At 66.3% G+C, this 19,836-nt stretch carries 14 protein-coding genes; 10 read left to right on the top strand and 4 right to left on the bottom strand.

From position 1 onward, the window contains the following. Positions 1-286 precede the first annotated feature (286 nt). From ACEWQ0_RS12460 to ACEWQ0_RS12420, 9 genes are all read left to right on the top strand, one after another. Positions 287-1,711: an RNA polymerase factor sigma-54 gene (locus ACEWQ0_RS12460; protein ID WP_476485495.1), complete on the top strand. Its 1,425-nt coding sequence runs from the start codon at positions 287-289 to the stop codon at positions 1,709-1,711. 90 nt (positions 1,712-1,801) lie between these two features. Further along, the gene (gene hpf / locus ACEWQ0_RS12455) at positions 1,802-2,122 is read left to right on the top strand and encodes a ribosome hibernation-promoting factor, HPF/YfiA family (protein ID WP_476482218.1); all 321 of its coding nucleotides are present in this window, start codon (positions 1,802-1,804) and stop codon (positions 2,120-2,122) included. A 35-nt stretch (positions 2,123-2,157) separates the two neighbouring features. Continuing rightward, positions 2,158-2,628, top strand: a complete 471-nt coding sequence (locus tag ACEWQ0_RS12450) for a PTS sugar transporter subunit IIA (RefSeq protein WP_476482219.1) — start codon at positions 2,158-2,160, stop codon at positions 2,626-2,628. After that, positions 2,625-3,566, top strand: coding sequence for an HPr(Ser) kinase/phosphatase (hprK, locus tag ACEWQ0_RS12445; protein ID WP_476485494.1), 942 nt, complete (start codon positions 2,625-2,627; stop codon positions 3,564-3,566). The genes ACEWQ0_RS12450 and hprK overlap by 4 nt, the downstream gene beginning before the upstream one ends. After that, positions 3,563-4,423: an RNase adapter RapZ gene (rapZ, locus tag ACEWQ0_RS12440; protein ID WP_476485493.1), complete on the top strand. Its 861-nt coding sequence runs from the start codon at positions 3,563-3,565 to the stop codon at positions 4,421-4,423. Before hprK ends, rapZ begins: the two co-directional genes overlap by 4 nt. After that, on the top strand, positions 4,420-4,797 hold the full coding sequence (locus ACEWQ0_RS12435; protein WP_476482222.1) for a PTS sugar transporter subunit IIA: 378 nt from the start codon (positions 4,420-4,422) through the stop codon (positions 4,795-4,797). The genes rapZ and ACEWQ0_RS12435 overlap by 4 nt, the downstream gene beginning before the upstream one ends. Continuing rightward, positions 4,794-5,063 (top strand): HPr family phosphocarrier protein, encoded by a 270-nt coding sequence (locus ACEWQ0_RS12430; protein ID WP_476482223.1) that lies wholly within the window; start codon positions 4,794-4,796, stop codon positions 5,061-5,063. Before ACEWQ0_RS12435 ends, ACEWQ0_RS12430 begins: the two co-directional genes overlap by 4 nt. Then, positions 5,060-6,805, top strand: a complete 1,746-nt coding sequence (gene ptsP / locus ACEWQ0_RS12425; RefSeq protein WP_476482224.1) for a phosphoenolpyruvate--protein phosphotransferase — start codon at positions 5,060-5,062, stop codon at positions 6,803-6,805. Before ACEWQ0_RS12430 ends, ptsP begins: the two co-directional genes overlap by 4 nt. Before the next feature lie 6 nt (positions 6,806-6,811). Next, a complete protein-coding gene (locus ACEWQ0_RS12420) occupies positions 6,812-9,139 on the top strand; it encodes a glycosyltransferase (protein ID WP_476485492.1) in 2,328 nt (775 codons plus the stop codon). 595 nt (positions 9,140-9,734) lie between these two features. Here the strand turns inward: ACEWQ0_RS12420 and tsaB are convergent. From tsaB to ACEWQ0_RS12400, 4 genes are all read right to left on the bottom strand, one after another. After that, complete coding sequence (gene tsaB, locus ACEWQ0_RS12415; protein ID WP_476485491.1) at positions 9,735-10,391, bottom strand: tRNA (adenosine(37)-N6)-threonylcarbamoyltransferase complex dimerization subunit type 1 TsaB; 657 nt, start codon at positions 10,389-10,391, stop codon at positions 9,735-9,737. Beyond that, on the bottom strand, positions 10,388-12,295 hold the full coding sequence (locus tag ACEWQ0_RS12410) for an ATP-dependent DNA helicase (RefSeq protein ID WP_476485490.1): 1,908 nt from the start codon (positions 12,293-12,295) through the stop codon (positions 10,388-10,390). Before ACEWQ0_RS12410 ends, tsaB begins: the two co-directional genes overlap by 4 nt. A gap of 31 nt (positions 12,296-12,326) precedes the next feature. Further along, positions 12,327-12,857 carry a tetratricopeptide repeat protein gene (locus ACEWQ0_RS12405; RefSeq protein ID WP_476485489.1) on the bottom strand — a complete coding sequence of 177 codons (531 nt, stop codon included), beginning with the start codon at positions 12,855-12,857 and terminating at the stop codon, positions 12,327-12,329. 79 nt (positions 12,858-12,936) lie between these two features. Beyond that, entirely contained in the window at positions 12,937-15,228 is a 2,292-nt protein-coding gene (locus tag ACEWQ0_RS12400) for a transglycosylase domain-containing protein (RefSeq protein WP_476485488.1), read from the bottom strand. A 143-nt stretch (positions 15,229-15,371) separates the two neighbouring features. On the opposite strand from ACEWQ0_RS12400, the gene ACEWQ0_RS12395 reads away from it, so the two are divergent. Next, on the top strand, positions 15,372-19,769 hold the full coding sequence (locus tag ACEWQ0_RS12395) for a glycosyltransferase (RefSeq protein ID WP_476485487.1): 4,398 nt from the start codon (positions 15,372-15,374) through the stop codon (positions 19,767-19,769). The last annotated feature ends 67 nt before the right edge of the window (positions 19,770-19,836 follow it).

The following is a 19,836-nucleotide window of genomic DNA, read 5'->3' as shown; positions in this document are numbered from 1 at the left end:
AAGAGAGCCGAAAAGGCACGAAAGGATGCGCTTGAAAGTCAACGCCGGAATCCCGCGATCCGGTATTGCAGAGCTCGCAGCAAGAAGCAGCGGACTCCTTCGGGGAGCGGGCTTTACTGCGGCTTTTGATCAGTGCCGTATCGCGGTCCGGAACCGCTCCTGCAGAGGCTGGCGCCAGTGCTCGGCTGCAAAGGCCGGCAGCAGAGGCAACCCGCCATGAGCGGCCATCCAGGCCGCTGCTCCGAGCAAGTGGCCCGATTCTTGCCCGTGGCGTAGAATCGAAGGCATGAGACAGGGAGCAGGCCTCCAGCTCAAGCTGGGTCAAAAACTCAAACTGGCACCGCAGCTGCGGCAGGCCATCGCGTTGCTGCAGCTCAACCGGGTCGAGCTGCGGCAGACCATCCGCGAGGCGCTCAACACCAACCCCATGCTCGAACGTGCCGACGAGCCGCTTGACGATGATGATATCGGCGAGGAGACCGGCAGCGAAGAACGCGACGAAATCGAGCTCGACTACGGCGACGACTACGGTTTCGACGACCTGCCGGAAGGCTATTCCGTCGGCGCCGGCCCGGCACCCGATTACGACGAATTCATCAGCGACCGGGCCGATGAATCGCTGCAGCAGCACCTGCTGTGGCAGGTCAATCTGGCGGGCATGAGCGAAACCGACGAGGCCATTGCGCGGGCCATCGTCTACGCTCTGGACGAAGACGGCTATCTCCAGGACGATCTGGCCACCCTGCGAAGCTCGCTGGCACCCGAGTACCTGGTCAGCATCGAGGAGGTCGCCGCCGTCCTCGAACGTGTGCAGCGCTTCGAGCCCCTTGGCGTGGCCAGCCGCAGCGTGGGCGAAAGCCTGCTGCTGCAGCTTAAAGCCATGTCATCGAGCACCCCGGCGCTTGGCCTGGCCTGTCACCTGGTTGAACGGCATCTGGATGCGCTCGGAAAGCAGGATATTCGCGCCCTGGTTCGCGCTACCGGCATGACCGAGAGCGAAATTCAGGCCGCACTGGCGGTCATTCGACGCTGCAACCCGCACCCCTGCGCCCGCTTTGGTCGCGAGGATGAAAACTACATCGTCCCCGATGTCTACATTCACCCTGCCGAAGACGGCTGGCGGGTCACGCTCAATCCCGACAACGACCCGGGCCTGCGGCTCAACGGCGTGTACCTCAAGCTGGCGCGGCAGGCGCGGGGCGCGGACAAGGAGTACCTGAGAGATCAGCTTCAAGAGGCGCGCTGGCTGATCAGCGGGCTGGAGATGCGCAATCAGACCCTGCAGGCCGTCGCCGGCGCCATCGCCGAACGCCAGCATAACTTCTTCAGCCAGGGCGAGGCCGGGCTCGAACCCCTGCTGCAGCGTGAAGTCGCCGAGGCGATCGATGTTCACGAATCCACCGTATCGCGGGCGACGACCGAAAAGTACGTGCATACGCCGCGCGGAACTTTCGAGCTGAAGTATTTCTTCTCGACGGGAATAGACACTCAGGACGGCCAGCAAGTGGCCGCCACCGCGGTCAAGGCACAGCTGAGAAAGCTGATCGGAGAAGAGATCCCGAACAAGCCACTGTCGGATCAGGCGCTGGCCGACCAGCTGGCCGGAAACGGCATCAAACTGGCGCGGCGAACGGTAGCCAAATACCGTGAGCAGCTGGGCATTCCCGGCTCGGCCCAGCGCCGGCGAACGGCACGGCTACATGCGAATTGAACGCCGCCATGGACTATCATTGCCGGACTGCCGGGTTGATAACATGGGCTTTGGCAACAAGGACTTGAGCAAACCTGAAGGAGCGAGTCGATGCAGATCGAAGTCACTGGACACAACATTGAAGTCACCCAGGCCCTGAAAGCCTACATTACCGAAAAGAGTGAGCGTCTCGAGCGTCATTTCGAAAACCTCATCTCGGGTCACTTCGTGTTGCGTCTCGAGAAGCTCGAGCACATTGCCGAGGGCACCGTCATGGTCGGCGGACGCACCAATCCGCTGCACGCGGAGGCGCAATCGGAAGACATGTATGCCGCCATTGACCTGCTGATGGACAGGCTCGACCGCCAGGTCCGCCGACACAAGGATAAGGTCACCTCACACCGCAGTTCGCCACCGGCTGAAGCCGAGTAGCGCGCTGCGCTGATCAAAGGAAGGGGTTCGAACTCATGCAGCTTGTTGACGTGCTCTCCGCCGAACGCATTGCAGTCGACATCTCCGCTTCGAGCAAGAAGAGTCTGCTGGAGAAGGTGGCCCGCCTGCTGGCTGCTGCTCCCGGCAGCGCCAGTACGCGAGATATTTTCGACAGTCTCTGCCAGCGCGAGCGGCTGGGATCGACCGGGTTGGGGCACGGCGTGGCCATACCGCATGGCCGCGTCGATAACCAGAACGACGTGTCCGGCGCCATGGTCCGACTCAAGAGTCCGATCGATTTCGATGCCCCCGACCACGAAAAGGTCGATCTGTTCTTTGCCCTGGCGGTGCCCGAGCAATGTACGGACACGCACCTGCGCCTGCTGGCCGAGATGGCAGAACGACTCGGCCGCGCTTCACAGCGCGACGCGCTGCGAAGCACCGACGACCCCGACGAGCTGCTGCGTCTGTTGTCCACCAGTCCGGCCGATGTCGCGGCGCAATGACCCAGCGCATCACCCCGGCCGAACTCTATGACCAGTTTGCCGACCGCCTCGACCTGCGCTGGGTCAGCGGCAAGGCGGAAGCCGGCAGGCGCGAACTCGAACCCACCGGCTTTCATTCGCGCCCTTCCCTGGTCGGGTTTCTGACCCCGATTCATTCCACCCGCATCCAGGTCATCGGGCGCGAGGAGCTCGACTGGCTCGATGGCCTGCCCGCGCGTGCGCGCTGGCGAACGCTTGCCCGGATCATGGGCGACGAGCCGGCGGCAATCATCGTGGCCAACGGTCTGGAAGTAGCAGACGATCTGGCCCGGCTTGCAGAAGAGAACGACACACCGCTGCTGACCTCCAGCCAGAATGACTGGGAGCTGGTCGACTTCCTCGAATACCAGATTTCACGCCGCCTTGCCGCTCGCGAGACCCGGCACGGTGTGTTCATGGAGATCTTTACCATCGGCGTGCTGATTACCGGCGAATCGGGCACCGGCAAGAGCGAATTGGCGCTGGAGCTGCTCACGCGCGGCCACCGCCTGATTGCCGATGACGCACCCGAGTTTACCCAGCTCACCCCGGACATCATCGAAGGCTCCTGCCCGCCGGTGCTCAAGGAGTGCCTGGAAGTCCGCGGCCTGGGCATCCTCAATATCCGCCGCATGTTCGGAGATACTGCCGTCAAGGCCAGCAAGTATCTGCGGCTGATCATTCACCTGCACCTGCCGCAAAGCGGCGACAGCGAACCCGACCGCTTGCAGGGCAATGCTTCACAACACCAGGTGCTCGACCTCAAGATCCCGCAGATCAACCTGCCGGTTCTGGCCGGGCGCAACATGGCAATCATCGCCGAGGCTGCGGTACGCGACTTCATGCTGCGCATGAAGGGCTTCGATGCCGCCGCCGAGTTTGTCGAACGCCACGGGAGGCTATTGGCTGACAAGCAATGAACAGTCCATTGATCATCGTTTCCGGCTTGTCGGGCAGCGGCAAGACCGTTGCCCTGCAAGCGCTCGAAGACCTGGGTTATTACTGTGTGGACAACCTGCCCGGCGCGTTGCTTCCCGAGCTGGCACGCGAGGTGCGCAACCAGCCCGGGCGCTATCCCAGAGTGGCGATGGGCATCGACGCACGCAGCGGCCCGGAAGGCCTCGAGCGTCTGCCCGAGCTGCTGGATTCGCTGCCCGGCGATCGGCCATTCGAGCTGCTCTACCTCGACACCGACAAGAAAGTGCTGGTGCGCCGGTTCAGCGAAACCCGGCGCCGGCATCCGCTGAGCGATCTCGGCGGCGTCGAAACCGCGATCGAAGCCGAACGCAAGCTGCTGGCCCCCATTCGCGACAAGGCCGACTGGATCATCGACACCTCCGAAAGCAACATCCATCAGCTTCGGCGGCAGGTCTGGCGCGCTATCGGGGTGACCCGAAACGAACCCGTGCAATCGCTGGTGCTCGAGTCCTTCGCCTTCAAAAAGGGCGTGCCCCGCGACGTCGACATGGTGTTCGACGCCCGCTGCCTGCCCAATCCACACTGGCAACCGGGCCTGCGCGCGCACACCGGGCTGGAATCACAGGTGCGTGACTATCTGGAGTCGCATCCCATCGTCGACGAGTTCTGCGATGATCTTCTGGCTTTCATCCGGCGCTGGTTTCCGGCCCTGGCCGAAGACCAGCGCAGCCTGGTGACCGTGGCCATTGGCTGCACCGGCGGCCAGCACCGCTCGGTCTACGCGGTCGAGCGCATCGCACGTGAATTGCGCAAGGACGAACTGCGTGTGCTGGTCAGCCATCGGGAGCTGGAGCAATGACCGGCATTGTCGTGGTCACCCACGCCGCCTTGGGCGAAGCCGTCCGTCACGAGGCGGAGAACATTCTCGGCTACGCGCTGCCGGTGGTCACCGTGGCGGTCAGCTACCGCACGCAAATCGAAGCCACGCTCAAGCATCTGCGCGAGACCTTTGCGCGCAGCGCCGATGCCCAGGGCCTGCTGGTAATAACCGACCTGCCCGGCGCCACCCCGCACAACCTGGCCACTCAGGCGGCACAGGCCATGGGCTACCCGGTGGTTTCCGGATTGAATCTGCCCATGCTGCTGAAGGTCACCAACCACGCCGACAATCCCCCGGCCGAACTTGCTCAACTGGCGGTCGCCGGTGGCACCCAGGGCGTCGTGCAGTCATGAAGACCGTCGAACTGGAGCTGATCAACCGGCTTGGCCTGCATGCCCGCGCCGCCAGCAAGCTGGTGCAGACCGCCTCCGGTTTCGACAGCCAGATCTGGCTGAGTCATGGCGACAAGCGCGTCAACGCCAAGTCCATCATGGGCGTGCTTCTGCTGGCCGCACCCTGTGGCAGTCAACTGACGCTGGAGGTCGACGGCGCCGATCAGGACAGCGCCGCTGACGCCATCGCGCAGCTCGTCTCCAATCGTTTCGGAGAGGGCGAGTGAGCCTGGCGCTGACCGGCATCGGAGTCACGGCCGGCATTGCACTGGGCCGAGTGCATCGGCTCACGCCCGGCGAGCTGGCCCTGCCCGAGTATCGCCTCGAAGCCGACGCCGTGGAGGCGGAAATTGACCGTATTCGGCGGGCCGTCAAACGCGGCAACGCCTTTCTCGAAGGCGTGCTCGAGCGCATTGGCGAGTCCGGTGGTGAAACCGCGCGGGAACTGCTGGAAGCGCATCGCCTGATCCTGCACGACCCGATGCTGGTCGAGTCGGCCTGCGAGCGCATCCGCAACAATCGCGTCAACGCCGAGTGGGCGCTGGCACGACAGGCCGACGAGCTGCAGGAGCAGTTCCGGCGCCTTGACGACGAATACCTGGCGCTGCGTCGCGAGGACCTCGAACAGGTCGTCAATCTGATCCAGCGCGAACTGGCCGAGCAGCCCCCGGCACTCCTCAACGCCCAGGTACCGCATCAGCTCAGCGACACGATTCTGATCTCGACCGAACTGACGCCGGCGGACCTGACCATCCTGAGCCAGCGGCGGGTCGCCGGCCTGGTTACCGAGCACGGCGGCCCCTGGTCGCACACGGCCATCCTCGCTCGCAGCCTGGAAATTCCCATGATCGTGGGTGTGCACCACGCCCTCGAGCTGCTCGACGAGGGCGAGCGCCTGGTGCTGGACGGTCATTACGGCGCCGTGCTGGTCAACCCCGACGACAGCCTGCAGCGCCACTATGCCGACAAACAGGCGGCCAGCGAGCGTCATCGCGGCGAACTCAAACGCTTCATCTCCCGACCCGCGCGTACGGCCGACGGCAAGTCCTTCCAGATTTACGGCAACGCCGAACTGCCGATCGAATTCGAGCGCTGCATGCATACCGGCGTCGCCGGTATCGGGCTGATGCGAACCGAGTATCTTTTTCTCGACGAGCACATGCCCGATGAGGAGGCGCAGTACCGCGCCTACCGCGATGCCATCCAAGCCATGGGCGGCAAGCCGGTCACTATCCGCACGCTCGACGCCGGGGGCGACAAGCTGCCCGACGCGCTGGCGCTCACCCAGGGCGCCAATCCCGCCCTGGGCCTGCGCGGCTTGCGCCTGTCGCTGTCGGTTACCGATCTGTTCCGAGCGCAGCTGCGCGCCATTCTGCGCGCCTCGACCGAAGGCTCACCGGTGCGCATCCTGCTGCCGATGCTGACCAACGTGGACGAAATCGCCCAGGCCCGCCAGCTGATCGCCGAATGCCGGGAGGCCCTGCGCGCCGAAGGCCTGGCCATCGATCCGGAGCTGCCGGTCGGGGGCATGATCGAAACGCCGGCGGCCGCGCTCAACGTCGATGCCATGGCCACTGCGCTGGACTTTCTGTCCATCGGCACCAACGACCTGATCCAGTACGTGCTGGGCATCGATCGCCAGGACGAGCTGGTCAGCTACCTTCACGATCCGGCCCATCCGGCCCTGGTCGAGCTGATCGGCCGGATCGTCGAAGCGGGTCGGCGGCATGACCTCGAAGTGACCGTCTGCGGCGAGCTGGCCGGCGACGAGCGCGCCGCCCGGTTGCTGCTGGGGCTGGGCGTGACCAACTTCAGCATGCCGCCGGCGCGCGTGGCCGCGGTCAAGAAGAGCCTGATCGAGGCCAGTGCGGATCGCTGCGAACAGATCGTCGAGCGCTTTCTCGCCGACGGCAGCCAGCGCGGCGCGGAGCTGCTCGAAACACTCTGGCATTCCGGCGGGGCTCGATAAGACTTCATGCGCATTCTCTACCTGACCCTGGAGCCGCCGCTGGATCCCGAGCACGTAGCGACTGGCAACCAGCTGCGCGCGGCAATGCTCAGCGAAACGCTTTCCGCCGCCGGCCACGAGATCATCCAGCGACACAACCCGGAATGGACACACTCGGCCCTCGGAAGGTGCATTCACAAGATACGTCCGGACGTGCTTGTGCTCGGTTACTGGCAGCTCGCCGAGCGCCTGCCCGACAAACTCGACCAGGCGGTCGTGATCGACTGCATCGCGCCGCGTCCGCTGGAAGAGCACTTTGTCGATCCGCTCACCACCCGGCCAATGATCGCGCGCTACGTGCAAGCGCTCTCCCGGGCGGATCTGATCCTGGTCGGCAACGCCCGCCAGCGCATCCTGCTGGCCGGCTGGCTGCTGGCTGCCGGTGAGGATCTGCGCGGACATGTACCGATCATCGAAGTGCCGCTGGCCGTCAAGGCGCCGCAAAACGCACGAGAGTATCGCCACAAGCCGCTGCGTCTGGTCGCCGGCGGCCAGGACTGGCCCTGGCGCGACGGCTCGGCCTGGCTGGCCGACCTGGCAGCGGCGCAGGCGCCCGGCGAGCTCGAGCTGCATCATTTCGGAAGCGTTGAGACCGGCATCGACGCGATTGGGCACGGCATGCGTTCATGGCGACAATGGCAGAACTTTCTCGACACGCGGGCACATATCGGCGTCGAGCTGGCCAAGGCCAACTTCGAGCGCGAGCTGGCGCAGCCCTTTCGAATCGCCTCGTTCCTGCAGGCCGGCCTGCCGCTGCTGATCAACGACTACCTGCCGCTCGCCGCGCTGGTGCGCGAATACAACGCCGGCTGGGTGGTCGACTCGCGCCGGGGCGCCCGGGAGGCCGTCATCGAGGCGCTGGCGCACCCCGAGACCTGGCACGACAAGGCCCGCGGCGCCCATCGCCTGGCCCGCGAACGTTTCAGCCCGAGCGCCTGCAGCCGTCCGCTCCTCGACTGGCTCGAAACACCCGGCGGGCAGCCGAGGCGCTTCAGTCCGGCGGCCGGTGCCGGCCCGACAGTATCGCGACCGGCGCCCGGGCGTGCCGGCCTGATCGCAAGGCGGCTGCTACACCCCGTTCGCCGGATGGTGGAAGGCAACGGCGTGGTCGTGATCACCCGCCCGGACCTGTTCCCGACCGACCACGGCGCCGCGGTCAAGATCATTGAAACCGCGCGCGGCCTGGCCGGCCTTGAGCGACCCGTCGCCATCGTCACCGCCGAGCGCAGTCGATACTGGCGGGTGACGCCCGATGACATCACCGCGCATCCTTTGCCGTGGTGGCTGCGCGCGCTGGCCATGCCGAAGATTCTCAGCCACGCCATCCACCGCCTGCGGGGCCTGCCAGCCAGCAACGCCTTTCTCTACTGGCCGCTCTATGATCCCGGCTACGGCCTGCGCGCCGCCTGGGTGGGCCGCCATATTGGTGCCTCGTTGGCGCTGGCCGAATTTCCCGGCTATGCCCAGTCGGCCCGCATCTGCCGCCTGCTCAACGGCGGTCACGCCGTGCTTGCCGAACACAACGTGGAGTATCAGCGCCTGGCCGACCAGCTGCCCGACCTGTCGGCGCGCGCCGTCGAAACCCTGAAAGCGAGCGAAGTGAAGCTGGCCAACAGCATGGACGCGGTCGTCTGCGTTTCCGACCGCGACCGTGCCCGACTGATCGCCGACGGCCTGTGCCGGGGCCGACAGATGACCATCCCCCACGGCGTCGACCTGCCTGCTTTCGATACTGCGCAACCCGCCGACCTCGCCGCCATATTCGGCCTTGATCCGACTCGACCCGTGCTGGTTTATCACGGCACATTTTCCTACCCGCCCAACCGCCAGGCGCTGATCACGCTGGTCGAAGAACTGCTGCCGCGCCTGGAACAGCTGGGCCAGCGCGTCCAGATTCTGGCCATCGGCCGCGAGGCACCGCCGGGCATCGACCACCCGGACGTCTGCCTGCCCGGCAGCCTCGACGAGCTGGCGCCGACGCTCAAGGCCTGTGATCTGGCCGTGGTGCCGCTGAGCTCCGGCGGCGGCACGCGCATGAAGATCCTCGACTACTTCGCCGCCGGCCTGGCCGTGATCAGCACCAGCAAGGGCTGCGAGGGCCTGCCCGTCACCGACAGCGAGCAACTGTTGATCCGCGACGACTGGGACGATTTTGCCCGAGCCGTGGCCGGGCTGCTGGAAAACACCGACCACCGCCGCGCCCTGAGCGAATCGGGCCACGCAATGGCGCGCTCGCTGAGCTGGCAGGAAATCGCCGGACGCTACGACCGGCTGTTCCGCAAGCTGGCGGATTGAGCGCTCCGACCACGGCGAAGGTCGTCCGTCGCGGATGTAACCGCGACCCACTTCAGCGGTCAACGTCAAACCGCACGCGAACGAGCGGCGTAGGTCGGCGTTACATCGCCGACGGACGACGTCAGCGGGCCTGACCACGCATGCGCCACGTGTGTTCAAGGTTGAAATGTCGTCCGTCGCGGATGTAACCGCGACCTACTTCAGCAGTCAACGTCAAAGCGCCGGCGAACGAAGCGTAGGTCGGCGTTACATCGCCGACGGATGACGTCAGCGGGCCTGACCACGCATGCGCTACGTGTGTTCAAGGTTGAAATGTCGTCCGTCGCGGATGTAACCGCGACCTACTTCAGCAGTCAACGTCAAACCGCCGGCGAACGAAGCGTAGGTCGGCGTTACATCGCCGACGGACAACGTCAGCGGGCCTGACCACGCATGCGCTACGTGTGTTCAAGGTTGAAATGTCGTCCGTCACGGATGTAACCGCGACCCACTTCAGCGGTCCACGTCAAACCGCACGCGAACGAGCGGCGTAGGTCGGCGTTACATCGCCGACGGACAACGTCAGCGGGTCTGACCACGCGTGCTGAAAACTGTCTCACCCCGTCACTTCATCGCGCACGTACTTCGGTTCCAGCTCCCAGGCGGGAACCGGCTCGACCGAGTCGGCCAGGGCCAGCACGCTGCGGGCGTCCGGCCAGGTCTGCGGTTGTTTTTCCACGGTCTTTCCGGCCAGCACCGGCTCGAGCTCATCGGCGTAACTCGACAGACCCGAACCCGCGGCCAGCCACGGGCCGTCATGGGGCAGCGTCAGTGCGGCCGGGGCCACGACCACTTCCGGGCCAACCGACCTGTGCTCCCCGTTTCGTCCTTCGAAGAACCCGGCGTAGACCTCCGACATGCGCGCGTCGAGCACGGCGAGGACGTGGCCGGCGCGGGCCTGCGGATCGGCGGCGCGCGCCAGGGTGGCCAGGGTGGAGACGGCATGAATCGGCAGCTCGTGGCCCAGCGCAATGCCCTGGGCCACGCCCAGGCCGATGCGCAGGCTGGTAAAGCCGCCGGGCCCGCGCGAGACCGCCAGCGCGTCGAGATCAGCGAAGCCGATGCCGCGCCCGGCGAGCAGCTCGCGAATCCAGGGAATCAGCAGCTCGGCGTGGCGGCGCGGCGCGAGCTCCTCGCGCACGCTCATCTCGCCGTCGACCTCCAGGGTCACGGAGCAGAAATCGGTTGCCGTCTCGATCCCCAGCCGGATCATGCTGCCAACCTCTCGCGCAGGAACTCGGCCGCCTCGGCGGCGCTGTGGGCCCGGGTCATCGGCGGCAGGCTCTTGAGGAACAGCCGCCCGTAGGGTTTTTGCGTGATGCGCGGATCGCCCAGCACCAGCGCGCCGAAATCGTTCCACTGGCGAATCAGCCGCCCGGCGCCCTGCTTGAGCGCCAGCACCGCCTGCGGCAGCTGCACGGTGGTGAACGGATTCTCGCCGCCCTCGCGCACGGCCTTGAGCGTGGCCTCGAGTACCGGATCATCCGGGGCGGCGAAAGGCAGCTTGTCGATCACCACGATGCTCAGTGCCTGGCCCGGCACGTCCACGCCTTCCCAGAAGCTGGCCGCGCCCAGCAACAGACTATTGGGCGTGCTGCGAAAACGCTCGAGCAGGACGTGCCGCGGCGCGTCTTCCTGGATCAGCAGGTTGAAGTCGCTGTGCGCTCGCAGCCACTGCGCGGCGCGCCTGAGGGCGCGATGCGCGGTAAACAGCAGAAAACCCCTGCCCCCGGCGGCGCGCAGCAGCGGCATGACGGCTTCGAGCAGCCGCTCGGTATGGGCCGGATCGCGCGGCTCGGGCAGGTTTTCGGGAATCCACAGCCGCGTCTGGTTCGGGTAGTCGAAGGGACTGTCGACGACCAGCTCCTCGGCCGACTCGAGACCGAGCCGGCGGGTGAAATGCTCGAAGCGGCCGTTGACCGCCAGGGTCGCGGAGGTCATCACCCAGGTCGCGGGCACGCGCTCGCGCAGCTCGGTCAGGGGTGCTGCTACATCCAGCGGCGTGAGGTTGAGCTGGAAACGGCCGCGGCGCGAGCTGAACCAGCGCACGTAGCCTTCCCTGCCTTCCAGAAAGGCGTGCAGACCGTCGTGCAGGGTCACCGCACGCTCCGCGCAGTTGCCCAGGTCGCGCGTGCGCTCGGCCAGCGGGTCGAGGGCGCGGGCCAGGTCGTTGAGCGCGCGTGAAAGCGCCTGAAACTCGTTCAGGCGGTTGCGCAACGCCGAATACTCGCCGCGGGCGGGCAGGTCGGCGCTGGCGCTCACGGCCTGCTCGAGCGCCGCGCGCAGGTTGGCCACGGGCGCCTGTAGCAGCTTCAGGCTGCCCGCGGCGCCAGCGCTGGCAGCCAGAGTGTCGCGGGTGAGCTCGCGCACCTGCCAGGCGCTCAGGCCGCGCGAGAAAAAGCGCATGGCCGTGTCCGGCACCTGGTGGGCCTCGTCGATCACGACCGTCTCGGCGCCGGGCAACACCTCGCCGAAGCCGGTCTGCTTGAGCGCCATGTCGGCAAACAGCAGATGATGGTTGACCACCACAACGTCGGCCTCCTGGGCGCGGCGCCGGGCGTGAACCAGATGGCAATCGGACAGAAACGGGCAGTCGCTGCCCAGGCAGTTGTCTTGAGTCGAGGTTACCAGCGGCCACACCCGCGAGGACGCTGGAATATCGTCAATCTCGCTGATCTCGCCGCTGTTGGTGTAACCGGCCCAGCGCTGTACGGTGTGCAGTTCGGGCATGACATCCTCGAACAGCTCCGGCTCAGCGACATGACGCTCGAGGCGGTGCAGGCACAGGTAGTTTGCCCGCCCCTTGAGCAGCGCGATCTTGCGCTCCACGCCGAGCGCCTTGAGGGCCAGCGGCAGATCACGTCGAAAGAGCTGGTCCTGCAGGTTGAGCGTGCCGGTGGAAATGATCGTGCGCTCCCCGCGCAGCAGCACGGGCACCAGATAGGCCAGGGTCTTGCCGGTGCCGGTCGCTGCCTCGGCGACCAGATCCTGACCGCTGTCAAGGCAGCGATCGATGGTCTCGGCCAGTCCGAGCTGCCCCGCACGCGGTCGAAAGGCCGGCAGTGCCCTCGACAGGGCGCCGTCGGCAGCGAACAGGGTCGCCAGGGAGGCGCTCATCAAGCGGTCATCATCGCGGCACGGGCCACGATCAGAAGCGTTCCGGTGGTTCGAGCGGGCAGATCTCGACGCGCTCGCGGGCCTGAGCGGCCGCGACCAACGCGCCGCTGCGCTCGCGCGCCAGAGCCATGGTGCGCCAGTTGCGCCGGCAGATATCGCCGACCTGCGGCCCCAGTTCCCAGGAGCGGGTGGCGTAATTTTCCGCCTGTTCCCAGTCGCCGCGCGAGAGCTGCAGCTCGGCCATGCGCTGCAGCAGCTCGGGGTCGCGATCCTCGATGCGCAGGGCGCGCTCGAGCAGCGACTCGGCACGCTCGAAATCGCCTTCCGAACGGGCTGCCTCGGCGGCCTGTTCAAGCTCGCGCACGGCCGGATTGCGCAGCGGATAGACCTGCAGGCCGCGCGACTCCTCGCCGCCGGCGGGTGCGCGCACCTGCTCGGCCACTTCCGGGTCGTCCAGGGTCGGCTGCCAGGGCGCACAGGCGGCCAGAATCAGGGCCGAGAGGAGAACCAGCCCGGGCGCTGATACAACGTGAATCGAAATACGGGATGCTGTTGCGGTCATCGGCTTGTGGCAAGCATCGTGTGGGCACCGCACCAATGGTACAGGGAATCGCCCGGGCTCTGAACCGCACAAACCCGCGTCAGCGCCCGAACGGCCAGCGTCCACGCTTTTCCACGCAATCGGAAAGTGCTGTCGGCTGGCTGCCGGCAATGAACGGGATCGCCACCGCTCCCTCGCAGTGCTCGGCAGCCAGGCGGGCGTTGGGCCAGTCGATCCAGAACCACTCGATGCTGTCGGGCCGGCCCGGGCGCACCTCGCGCGTGGGCAGTTTGTCGAACAGCGCGGCCCAGACCGGCAGCGCCGTGCTCGCACCGCCGACGCCGGCGGGCTGGTTGTCGTCGCGGCCGGCCCAGACCACGCCCAGCCAGTCGCTGGTGTAGCCCACGAACCAGGCGTCGCGCTGGTCGTTGGTGGTGCCGGTCTTGCCGCGCACGCCAGGATCATGCCGCAGCAGCCGGGGCAGCGAACGTGCCGTGCCATGGGTCACCACTCGTCGCAGGGCAAAGTCGAGCAGGGCCAGGGCTTCGCGCTGCGGCAGCGGTTTGAGACGAAGCGGATAGCGCGCGATGGTCTCGCCGTCGCTGTCCACCACTTCGCGCACGGCCCGCAGCGGCGCGCTGTAACCCTCCGAAGCAATGGGCTGGTAGAGCTGGGCGACCTGCAGCGGAGTGAGGCTCACGGCACCGAGAAAAGCGGCCGGATGTGCCTCGCGCCCGGGTGCCACCCCAAGCTGGCGCATCAGCTGAAACAGGGCATCGACGCCCACGGCCAGGCCGATGCGCACGCTGGCCTGGTTGTAGGAGCGCGCCAGCGCCTCGAGCAGCGGCACCGTGCCGTGGCTGACGTGATCATGATTGACCGGCTGCCAGGCCTCCGAACCGGGAATATCGACCGTCAACGGTTCATCTTCGACCGGCGTGACCAAGGTGAATGCGTCGGCTCGGGCCAGGGCCAGCAGATAGGTCAGCGGCTTGATCACCGAACCCACCGGACGGCGTGCGTCCAGCGCACGGTTGAATCCGCGCCTTCCGGATGCACGATCACCCACCAGCGCGCGCAGCTCGCCGTCACCCGGCTCGAGCAGAACAATGGCGCCCTGCAGCGAATCGGGCTCGCGCTCGACTCGCGCCAGCCCGTTGGCCAGCGCGGCCTCGGCGCGGCGCTGTGCCGAGGGCGACAGCGTGGTGAACACCCGCAAGCCCTTGCCGCGCAGATCACGCTCGCGGTAGTCGGCCCGCAGCTGCCGCCCGACCAGGTCCATGAAGGCACCGTATTGACTGGCGCCGGAGCGCAGCGACGGGCGCAGCCCCAGCCCGGCCTGCTGCTGGCGGCGCAGGTTGTTTTCGTCGATCAGGCCGGTTTCGTGAAACATGGTCAGAACGAGATCGCGTCGAGCCCGGGCACGCTCTGGATTACGCAGCGGGTGATACCAGGAGGCGCCGCGCGCCATGCCCACCAGCAAGGCGATCTGGCCGGCATCGAGCGCTTCCACCGGCTGGCCGAAATAGTATTCTGCGGCGCGTCCGAAACCGTGAATGCCGCGGCGGCCGTCCTGGCCCATGTAAACCTCGTTGAGCCAGGCCTCGAGAATCTCGGCCTTGGAAAACCGCTGCTCCAGGCTGATGGCCATGGTCGCCTCGTTGAACTTGCGCAGCAGGTTGCGCTCGGGCGAGAGAAACAGGTTCTTGACCAGCTGCTGAGTGATCGTGCTGCCACCCTGCACCACCTTGCCGGCGCGGAAATTGGCCCACATCGCGCGCGCCAGGCCCCAGACATCAAGCCCGAAATGATGCTTGAAGCGGCGATCTTCGACCGCCTGCGCTCCTGCGACCAGCAAGGGCGGGTACTCTTCGATGGCCAGCGGCGTGCGCACGCGGTCGTCAAGCGGCAGAATGCGCCCCAGCTCGGCGGGCGGCAGCCGCAGGATCGTGGTCTCACCGAGCAGCTCAATGCGCCCGCCTTGCAGCCGCAGCGAGGCGCGCTGAGGAGCCTGACGTCCGTCGGGGAAGTCGAAAGCCGGCAGGTGCAGATCGAGGCGCTGACCGTCAACCCGGAAACGCCCGGGACGGTCGGCCGCACCGGAGCGCAACCCCGCGGCTTCCAGCTCGACCAGCAAATCCCGACGCGAAAACAGAAGCCCGTCGTGCAGCTCCAGCGGGCGAGCGTAAACGCGGCTGGCCTCGGTCAGGTGGCGGTCGGCAAAACGCAGTGACACCTCGCGATCGAGCCACCACACCCACGGTCCGAGTAGGCCCAGCGACAGGCCCAGCACGAACAGCATCGGGCGCAGCAGCCAGCGAAGCCAGCGGCGGCTGCCGGTTTTCTTCTTGCGGGAACGTGCTTTACGGCTGCGCCGCGGCTTGCCGGCCATACGCGAGATGACAGAAGTCCATGGGTGAACGATAATTGCCCGTTTGCGGCGACGCATTTGCCGCAACGGGCCCGACCGGCGCAAACGGTTCGGGGCAGTATACCGTCCGATTATGCATCTGGAAAATTTCTCAAGGCCAATTGGTGACTGACGCAAACAGTCCATTCAGCGATCGTGCCCTGGTTGTCGTCCTGACCGAACCCGGCCGGATGGTCGAGCCAGCATGGCTTGCAAACCTGCAGCGGCATTTTCCTGGTGAGATCGTCGCCAGCGAAGGCGGGTTGGTGCCTGACAGCCTGGGCGTCCTGCCCGGCAGCCGGGGGCCGTGGTGGCACTGGCTTGACAGCATCGAGGCCCGGCACCGTGAACACGGCATTGTTCTGGTGGCACCGGGCCTGATACTGCCCGAACATTTTTCTCGCCGCCTCGACCACGCCCTGGCCTCAGCAGACTGCCCGCCGCTTCTTGGCCTGCCGGGCAACCACCAGCCCGGGCTCGACCCGGCGGCTGGCCTTGCGCTCACAGCCGAAGCCAACATTGATGCTCTCGTCAACGCCGCCTCCGAGCTGCGTTTCTCGCTGATCCGGCTGCACCCTGAACGACTGGCCGTGATTGCGCCAGGGCAAGCTGATGCAGCCATCGAATTGGCCAATCAAGGGCACTGCTGGCTGTATGACGGCTTGTGGCTGGAGGATCCGCATGCCGAAAGCGCTGACGAAATCGACGCGCCGGACCGGCGCGCAGCAATGGGCCATCTGTGCGCGGCTCTCGAGCGGCTGGGGGAAGAAGACACGATCGATTCCCTGCCCCTGCTCGGATTCGATCAGCGCCCGGTCGAGCTGCACATCAGCCACGACTGGGGCGGTGGTGTCGCCCGCTGGATCGACGATCTGGCAGCCGCCGACGAAACCCACCACCACCTGGTGCTTTCCGCCAGCGGCCGAACCGACGGCGTCGTCCACGGCCAGTGGCTCAAGCTCTACGCCGCCGGCCCCGGCCGCGGTTGTATCCGGCAATGGACCCTGGCGCCAGCCATTACCGGGACGGATATCGAGCACCCGCAATATTGCGACATACTCGATGCGGTGATCCGTCGCTATGGCGTCGGCCGCGTGGTCGTGTCTTCGCTGATCGGCCATGGCCTGGATGCGCTGGCCACCGGCCTGCCGACCATCCAGATGCTGCATGACTACTATCCGGCCTGGCCGGCACTCGACCACGACCCCTTTGCCTGGCTCGGGGCCGACGGCGCAATCGACCTTGATGCCGCGATTGCCGACTCCGGCGTCGACTTCCTGTTTGCCGACCGTGACGCCGATGCCTGGCGACGCCTGGCGGCGGCATGGCTGAAGGCCGTCACTCAAAACGACGTGTCCCTGGCCGCCCCAACGGAACAAGTGCTCGAGCGCTGGCGGCGGCTGCTGGACGATCCGCTGGCTGCCGCCCACGTGATTCCCCACGGTTTCAGCGGCTGGCCCGCCGAGGTGCCGCAGATCAAGCCACGCGGATTAGCCGACGACCGACTCAATCTGGTCGTCGTCGGCCGCCTTTCTCCGGGCAAGGGGCTGGGCCTGCTTGACGCCGCGCTGGACGGGCTGCGCCAATATACCCGCATCACCCTGCTGGGCTGCGGTCGACACGGCATGCGCTTTTTCGGCCGCCCCGATGTCGACATCGTGCTCGACTACCGCCACGAAGACCTCCCAGTACACCTGGCGAGAATCGGCGCTCAGGCCGCGCTGTTTTTATCCACGGTAGCCGAAACCTGGAACTATGTGCTCAGCGAGACCCGTGCCCTTGGCCTGGTGCCGCTGGCCACGCGTACCGGCAGCTTCATCGAACGGATCAGCCACGAGGTCGACGGCCTGCTGTTCGAGCCGAATGCGCAAGCCCTGACGCAAACGATCCGATCGCTGGCAGAAAACCCCGAGCAGCTGACCGCACTGCGCAAAAACCTGCCGAAAGAGCCCCCGGTGACCAAGGCGCTGATTTCCATCAATGACCTCGCGCCCCGGCGTCAGGTCGGGCTGCGGGCTGCGGCCACCAGCTCCGGCATCGAGATGCAAGCCGCCGCCCGCGCCGCCGAGCTGGCCGATCTCCGGCATGAGCACACGGCGCTGCGCGCCCGGGTCGAGACGCTCGACGATGAGCTGCAGAGCCGGGCCGATTGGGCCCGCAAGCAGGAGCGGCTGGCCAACGAGCGCACGCAGTGGGCCAGGAAGCTTGAAGGTGAGGTGGAAAGCCACAAACGGCAAGTTGCCGAAACCATCGAACGCAGCGAAGCCGAACTGGAGCAGGTCCGCAGCAGTGCCGAGGCGCGGATCGACCATCTGGATCGAGAACTCCAGACCATCTTCGCCAGCCGCTCCTGGCGCATCACCCGACCGATGCGCGTGGTCAATCGCGTAGCTGCCAATGCGCTGCGCCGGCGCGTCTACAACCCATTGCGCTGGCCGCGCCTGCTGGCGAGGCTGGTTCACAATCTGCGGCTTTACGGCGCGCGCGGCACGCTGGAACTGATGCAACAGGGCATTCACCCGGGCGCGCAGCCGCCGACTGCGATCGAAACGGTCGAACCACCGGTCGAGGAACTGTATCCGGTCTCGTTCGAGTCGGCAGATGATCCCCTGGTCAGCATCATCGTGCCGGTTTTCAACAAGGTGCACTACACCTCGGCCTGCCTCAATTCACTGGCCGATCGCGCCGGTCGGCACGCCTGCGAGGTGATCGTCGTGGACGACTGCTCCAGCGATGGCACCGCCGACTATCTGGCCCAGTGCCGCGGTCTGAGAGCACTGCGCAACGACACCAACAGCGGCTTCATCGCCAGCTGCAACGCCGGTGCCGAGAGCGCTCGCGGGCAGTATCTGGTATTTCTCAACAACGACACGACGGTCACCTCCGGCTGGCTCGAAGCCCTGGTAGATACCTTTTCTGCGTTTCCCGACGTCGGCATTGTCGGCGCGCGCCTGGTCTACCCCGACGGGCGCCTGCAGGAAGCCGGCGGCATCATATTCAGCGACGGCTCGGGCTGGAACTACGGCCGCGGCAACCAGCCCGAACGCCCCGAATACAGCTTCGCCTGCGAGGCCGACTACGTCTCGGGCGCCTGCCTGGGTATCGAGCGTGAACTGTTCGAACGACTGGGCGGCTTCGACAAACACTACACGCCGGCGTACTACGAAGACACCGACCTGTGCTTCCGTGTGCGCGAGGAGGGCCTGCGGGTGATCTACCAGCCTGCCTGCACCATCGTCCATCACGAAGGCATCAGCTCGGGCACCGACGAGTCCTCGGGCACCAAGCGCTATCAGGCGGTCAACCGCGAGAAATTCCTGGAACGCTGGCGACCGCAGCTGAAACAACAACCCGCGCCAGTCCCTGGCCCCGAAGCGGTCGAGGCCGTTGATCGGGCGCGTCATCACCGCAACCGCGGCCACGTTCTGGTCATCGACGCGACCACGCCCGAGCCCGACAAGGATTCCGGATCGATGCGCATGGTGGCCATGCTCACCATCCTGCGCGACCTGGGCTACCGGGTCAGCTTCATGCCGGAAAATCTCGCCTGGGTGGCGCGCTACACACGCGAGCTGCAGATAATCGGCATCGAAGTGCTGCACCACCCCTGGGCCACGAGCATCGACGACTGGCTGGCCGAGCACGGCGCACGCCTGGATCAAGTGATCGTCAGCCGGCACTATGTGCTCAGCCCTCTGCTGCCAAGCATCAAGCGCCACTGCCCCAACGCGGCGCTGGCCTTCGACACCGTCGACCTGCATTTTCTGCGCGAGGAGCGCATGGCCGAAATTGCCGGCGACGACCAGGCCGCGCGCACGGCGCGCAGGACTCGCCAGGCTGAACTTGCGCTGATCGAAAAGACCGACGCCACGCTGGTGGTCAGCCCGGTCGAGCAGGCCCTGCTTCAGGAGCTGGCGCCTGGTGCCCGTATCCGGGTGCTGTCCAACATTCACCGCATTCACGGCCGCCGCCGCGGCTGGGCCCGGCGGCGCGATCTGGTCTTCGTCGGCGGCTTCCAGCATCCACCCAACCTGGACGCCGCCGAGTGGCTGATCGGCGAGATCATGCCCCTGGTGCGGCGCAGCATTCCCGAGGCGCGGCTGCACATCATCGGCAGCCGCATGCCCGAGGGGCTGCGCGAGCGCCGAAGCGACGGCGTGATCATGCACGGTTACGTGGCCGACCTCACGCCTTACCTGGAGACCAGCCGGCTGTCGATCGCGCCGCTACGTTATGGCGCCGGCGTGAAAGGCAAGGTCAACCAGGCCATGGCCTGGGGCCTGCCGGTGGTGGCCACCACCTGCGCCGCCGAAGGCATGTATCTGGAACACGGCGAAGACGTGCTCATTGCCGACACCACCGAGGCTTTTGCCGCAGCCGTGGTGCGCGCCTACAACGACGAGGCGCTGTGGATGAAGCTTTCCGACGGCGGCCTGGCCAACGTCGAAAAGCACTTCAGCTTTGATGCCGCCAGGCGGGCAATCGTCGAGCTGATGGGCGCCGGGGATCGGAAAAACCTTTGAAACGCAAAGACGCCAGGAAAAAATAAACAAAGTTAACCACGGTTTTTACTTCGCGTCTTGGCGTCTT

The organism is Wenzhouxiangella sp. YN9 (genome assembly GCF_056324165.1).
This window is presented reverse-complemented; position numbering and strand designations above follow the sequence as displayed.